The sequence below is a fragment of the Polynucleobacter sp. 35-46-11 genome (assembly GCF_002281105.1).
The window spans coordinates 1-5,549 of record NZ_NCFJ01000139.1; the positions used below are offsets into that span (position 1 = coordinate 1).

Consider the following 5,549-nt stretch of genomic DNA (forward strand, 5'->3'; position numbering starts at 1 on the left):
TACAGGAGAAATGTAATGGACAAGAAAGACATTCAAGCATGGCAACAAGAGAAGGCAAAGGAGTTATTTGATTACTCCCATAAATTATTGGATGCCGCAAAGGACCTCAGTGCGCACCATCTAGAGGAAATTCAGTGGGGCATGAAAAATGCAATGGAGAGTGCCAAGTCAGCTGCTAAGAACGATCTTGTAAAGCTCAAAGAGCTCCAGGAATCTGCCGCAAAAGAAGCTGCTAAGCGTGCAACTGTTTATCAGAAGAAAGTGAAATCAGTTCTGAAAGAGATTGGCGATGACGCAGCAGATGGCACTGAGAAGCATCTTGAAAAAGTTCGTAGCTCTTTAGTCAGTTGGCTTGAAGATGTTGAAGATAAGATTCCAGGTCATGCTGATAAGTTATCTAAGGTAGTGCATGACATGTCCACTGCCGGCCAAAAGATGTTTAAAGAAGGTCGAAAAATTGTGAACCAAGTCGCAGATGCTGCTGAGAAAAACATTGAGGATCTCAGAACTTCATCTCCTAGTAAGAAGAAAACGAAGTAAGTATTTTTAAGTCTGTTGCTAATAAAAAAGCCGTCAATCAATGACGGCTTTTTTACACCCAGCCCTGAAGCCAGATCCCTGTTAATTTGAGGTCTCGCCAAGGAATGATTTGCACACTCTTGTCAAAGACAGCTTCTAGCTCAATGAACTCAATAGGCATTTCAGGTGGCTCCGGAATAATGACCTTGCTAACGAGAAAGTGTTTGCGTTTATTAATAGGTTTAACTGCCGTCCACTTAGTCAGCAACAGCTTCTTTGGATTGAGTGAGTTTTGATTCTTAGAGGGCATTGCACTGAAATTCATTGGCATTGCTAATTAATTGACCCGAGCTGGGTATGAAGCTTTTACTAGAGCTTTGGATTTGAGCTGGGCACTTGACATCAAAATAGCTCACAGGCCCCAAGCTGCCGCAGTAATCAAACTGACGATCCTGAAACTGCATCTGAGCTTTTTTGAGAACCATCGGATACTTGATTCCAGCGCTATCGATGCATGACCAGGTAGTGTAGGTTTCCCTCTCGCAGGCTAAAAGACCTAAAGATAAGATGACCATTGCAGTTGTTTTATACATAAGGCATTCTAAGTTGCTAACGCCAATACTGCGCTACCAATATCAACTATAGAACCCAGAAGTGATGAGTGCCATCCTTGCCTAGCTGTTCAACCAAGCCATACTCCCAATCTAGATAGGCCTGCATTGCTGCTGGATCGACGCTAGTGCCTTCATACGGGCGTTTATAACGGTCCAGCGGAGGCGACGCTAGGTGTGTGGCACCTCTTTCAAGAGTTAAGCCTGCATCAATCCAAGCTTTATTACCACCATCAAGAACATAAACCGCTGATCCTGTTAGCGCCTGTATTTCATTTGCAGCAAAGATGGCAAGTTCACCGGTTGTGCTCGTGAGGACGAGGCGATTTGCGGTTGGTAGATTTTTCATCGCGTTTGAAAACTGTGAGCGCAGTGCAAACCAACTTCCAGGAATATGACCCTTCACATAATTTGCATGAGTGCTCAGATCTATACAGATGGTTGCGCTATCGCTCTCTAGCCAAGAAGAGGCTGTCTTGACATCTACTGTTTGAATTTGAGGCGTGCTTGGTAGGGCGGGAGTCCATACCCCTTTCTCAGTAAGGTCGGTAGCTTTGATGTCATCGATCACGTAGACGTCCCAAGCCATTTGGGCGAGCCATGAGGCAGGCATATTGGCTCGAACACCACCAGGATCAGATAGTACGATACGTGCGCCACGAACCGGCGCCACCATTTCTGTTTCTTGTACTAATTGTCCGCCTGGTGTTGAGCGGAATCCCGGAAGATGGCCTGCTTCATATTCTTCAGGGGTTCTTGGATCAAAGAAATAGGTGGTGCGTTCTGCTTGGGATTTCCATTGCGCAATATCTGCAAGCTTTACTCGCTTTACCCCAGCCTGATCTGCAACGCTACGTGCACGTTTCGCGGCTTCACTCGCAGTGCTTTCGCTAACCTCTTTGAATTTACGACTTTGCCCCTTATCTAATTCTTGCCCAGCTAAGGTCCAGCCAATCGTGCCATTACGCAAAGCATTTACCTCGTTGGGAATGCCTGCATTAATCAGAGATTGAGTGCCGATGATGCTGCGTGTTCTTCCGGCGCAGTTCACGATGATCTTGGTCTTTGGATTAGGGGCAATTTCAGGAACGCGCAATACCAATTCCGCACCCGGTACGCTGATGCCCGTTGGGATGCTCATAGTGTTGTATTCATCAAAGCGACGTACGTCTACCACCACTACATCTTCTTGATCATCAATTAACTTCTTTACTTCTTGGGCGGACAAAGAGGGGGTATGTCTTTTGGATTCCACGAATTCACCAAAAGATTTGCTGGGTACATTGACGTCCTTAAATACTTCACCGCCAGCTGCTTTCCAAGCAGGAATGCCACCTTTAAAAACAGAAACATCCAAGTAGCCTAGCTCTAAGAGTCTTTGTGCTGCCAACTCTGCAGAACCCTCGCCATCATCGAGTGTGACGATGGGGACATCTTTTCTGGGGAGCTTACTAAACGCATCAACTTCAAGACGTGACAGCGGAAAGTTAGCCGCAAACAAAGGATGCTCTTGAGCATGGGGATCTTCTTCACGAATATCTAGCAGTGCAACTTCTTCTTTTTTAAGGAGCTTATTTCGAACAAATGCGTAGTCTTGATATTTGATGGACATGGGTTTCTCTCTTGATTTTTGTTGATGCCGGCTGATACTGGATGCGGGGAGTAGGAGGTCACATTACTACCTCACTCCAGCGCTCTATTTTTAGATCTTGAGGCTACCCCTGAGGGAGGGTGCCGAAAGTACGATTTTGAGCCTGAAAAACGACTTATTGATGATTTTCACGTGTGTCTCCGTTAGTTTTTTATTGTTTTTTGTATTTTGTAGGATTTATAGCATCTAAGAGTTATCCCTGATATCGCCGATCAAATCCTGTGGTTTTTATAGGGATATACTAATTCTGAGCTGATTACTCACACATTGAACGGTTACATAGGAGACAAGATGTCACAACACGATACATTGTTGGCTGCTTTCGAAACTTATAAAGCAGAAAACGAAAAGTTTATTGAAAAGGGTGTTAAGGCATCCGCTGCGCGTGCTCGTAAGGCTTTGCAGGAAATTGCTGGGGCTTGCAAAGAGCGTCGTAAAGAAATTACAGCCGCTAAAGAAGCGATGGAAGCGAAGAAGTAATTCTTCTTTCTCCGAATTAAATTCAGCCTAGCCCCCAAAAGGAGCTGGGCTTTATTTTTATTCGCCGACAGAAAATAAGGTTAACTTCATGGCTCTGCTTCTGACTGGCAGCAAGCCTTGATATTCTGGGCTACTAGCCCATGCCTGGGAGTCCGATAGGCTCGGAAACTCTAGTTCTACAAATGCACTAAACGAATCGCACTCCAATTCATTCCAGAGGAATGAACGAAATGATCCTCGGCTTGCAATTTTCCCTTGATATAGGGCTACCGTAGCCCCCACTTGAGACCGATACTCCTCAAATGCCTCTGGGTCATTTACCTGAATGAGGCCAATTACCTTAATCCCCATGCTATCCCCCGAAAAAATATAACAAGTTTATTGGAGCAATACCTCTAGAGACTGATTTTGCTTGCTGGCCATTTTCCCAATGACACAGGCGCTAGCAAAGCCATGCTGTCTAAAGATCTCTATCACAGCGCTCACGGCATCTGCGCTACAAGAAACCAACAGACCACCACTAGTTTGAGGATCGGTGAGAAGCGCTTGTTGTGCGGGGCTAAATTGTTTTGGTAAATGGACCTGTGAGCCGTAGCTTTGCCAGTTGCGATCAGATGCGCCCGTAATGACTCCCTGATCAGCTAGATCCTGAACCTGAGAAATTAGGGGTACTTGTTGCCAGTCAATTTGCGCAGTCAGTTTTGAAGCGCGAGCCAGTTCCAAAGTATGGCCTGCTAGGCCAAAACCGGTCACATCGGTTAAGGCATGAACGCCAGCCAGTTTGGCTAGGTCTGGACCAGCAGAATTTAACTTAGTTGTGTTGGCGATCATCTCTTGGTAGCCCGCACCATCGAGCAGATCTTTCTTGAGGGCGGCAGATAGAATGCCCACTCCCAATGGTTTGCCTAAAATGAGTACATCATCAGCCTCAGCAGCAGCATTACTCTTCACGAGTTTCGGGTCAACAATACCAATAGCAACTAAGCCGTAAATGGGTTCAACTGAATCAATCGTGTGACCGCCAGCAATCGGAATACCAGCAGATCTACAAGCCTCAGCACCGCCTTCTAAGATTCGGGCAATGGTTGCATTTGATAGCACCTTAATTGGCATGCCAACAAGCGCTAAGGCAAGTATTGGAGTGCCGCCCATGGCATAAATATCGCTGATCGCATTCGTGGCAGCAATCTTGCCAAAATCAAATGGATCATCCACGATTGGCATAAAGAAATCCGTTGTGGCAACAATCGCTTGCGACTCATTGATTTGATATACGGCGGCATCATCTGAGGTCTCAATGCCAATCAAGAGCTCTTTAGGAAAGGGTAGTTGTGGAACGCTTTTCAGAATCTCCGAGAGAACTCCGGGGGCGATCTTGCAGCCACAGCCACCGCCATGGGAGAGTGAGGTTAAACGGGGCTCTTGAGGGCTTTGGGTATTCATATCAATTAACTATACGTATTAGTGCTTGCAATATTAACGGAGATTTAGCGATTAAAACTTCGCTTTGGCGGGCTGCTCCGTTTTACCGCAGGTTTGCCGCCACCAGCACTACCCGGTCTAGGCTTGCGAGATTGTTGGTGCTGTTGGCTTCGCAATTGGATTGGTTGCGCGATAGCGTTTGGATCCGGTTCAAATCCAGCTATCACTTCTTGCGGTAGTTTTTGCTTGATGAGCTTTTCAATATCACGGAGCATCTGATGCTCATCAACGCAGACTAAGGAGACTGCAACGCCATTGGATCCAGCTCTACCGGTTCTACCGATGCGGTGAACATAATCCTCGGAGACATTCGGCAAGTCATAGTTCACAACATGGGGCAATTGATCGATATCGATACCGCGCGCGGCAATATCAGTAGCCACTAAGACAGTAATTTTCCCATCCTTAAATTCTGCTAAAGCTTTAGTGCGAGCGCTTTGACTTTTATTACCATGAATGGCCATGGCAGTGATGCCATCTTTTTCTAATTGGGTCACTAATTTATTGGCACCATGTTTGGTACGAGTAAATACAAGGACTTGTTGCCATTGATTGGATTTAATCAAATGTGCTAACAAAGGATGCTTTTGGTTTCTGTCTGCTGGGTGAATGAGTTGAGCAATTGCTTCATTAGTGCTATTGCTACGTGCCACTTCAATCAAGGCTGGTGAATTGAGTAAGCCATCTGCCAATGCTTTGATCTCGGTAGAGAAGGTTGCTGAAAACAATAAATTCTGACGTTGCTTTGGTAGTGCAGCCAAAATCTTTTTAATATCACGCAAGAAGCCCATATCCAGCATGCGATC

Annotated in this window: 8 protein-coding genes; 2 read left to right on the top strand and 6 right to left on the bottom strand. The window is 45.8% G+C overall.

Translation table 11 applies throughout. From position 1 onward, the window contains the following. Positions 1-15 precede the first annotated feature (15 nt). Complete coding sequence (locus tag B7Y67_RS10095) at positions 16-540, top strand: phasin family protein (RefSeq protein ID WP_215301086.1); 525 nt, start codon at positions 16-18, stop codon at positions 538-540. A 52-nt stretch (positions 541-592) separates the two neighbouring features. Here the strand turns inward: B7Y67_RS10095 and B7Y67_RS10100 are convergent, their stop codons facing one another. The 3 genes from B7Y67_RS10100 to B7Y67_RS10110 are packed head-to-tail and all read right to left on the bottom strand — an operon-like array spanning position 593 to position 2,742. Then, positions 593-829 carry a TIGR02450 family Trp-rich protein gene (locus B7Y67_RS10100; protein ID WP_293598534.1) on the bottom strand — a complete coding sequence of 79 codons (237 nt, stop codon included), beginning with the start codon at positions 827-829 and terminating at the stop codon, positions 593-595. After that, entirely contained in the window at positions 819-1,112 is a 294-nt protein-coding gene (locus B7Y67_RS10105) for a hypothetical protein (protein WP_215301082.1), read from the bottom strand. Before B7Y67_RS10105 ends, B7Y67_RS10100 begins: the two co-directional genes overlap by 11 nt. A 46-nt stretch (positions 1,113-1,158) precedes the next feature. After that, entirely contained in the window at positions 1,159-2,742 is a 1,584-nt protein-coding gene (locus B7Y67_RS10110) for a rhodanese homology domain-containing protein (RefSeq protein WP_293598535.1), read from the bottom strand. A gap of 330 nt (positions 2,743-3,072) precedes the next feature. On the opposite strand from B7Y67_RS10110, the gene B7Y67_RS10115 reads away from it, so the two are divergent. Next, positions 3,073-3,261, top strand: coding sequence for a hypothetical protein (locus B7Y67_RS10115; protein WP_173942993.1), 189 nt, complete (start codon positions 3,073-3,075; stop codon positions 3,259-3,261). Positions 3,262-3,318: 57 nt separating this feature from the next. On the opposite strand, the gene B7Y67_RS10120 is transcribed toward B7Y67_RS10115, so the two are convergent. From B7Y67_RS10120 to B7Y67_RS10130, 3 genes are all read right to left on the bottom strand, one after another. After that, entirely contained in the window at positions 3,319-3,612 is a 294-nt protein-coding gene (locus B7Y67_RS10120; RefSeq protein WP_293598536.1) for a DUF1330 domain-containing protein, read from the bottom strand. 27 nt (positions 3,613-3,639) lie between these two features. Next, positions 3,640-4,704 carry a selenide, water dikinase SelD gene (selD, locus tag B7Y67_RS10125; RefSeq protein WP_293598537.1) on the bottom strand — a complete coding sequence of 355 codons (1,065 nt, stop codon included), beginning with the start codon at positions 4,702-4,704 and terminating at the stop codon, positions 3,640-3,642. Between the two features lie 44 nt (positions 4,705-4,748). Then, positions 4,749-5,549: helicase-related protein (locus tag B7Y67_RS10130; protein WP_293598538.1), on the bottom strand; the 801-nt coding region annotated here is incomplete at its 5' end.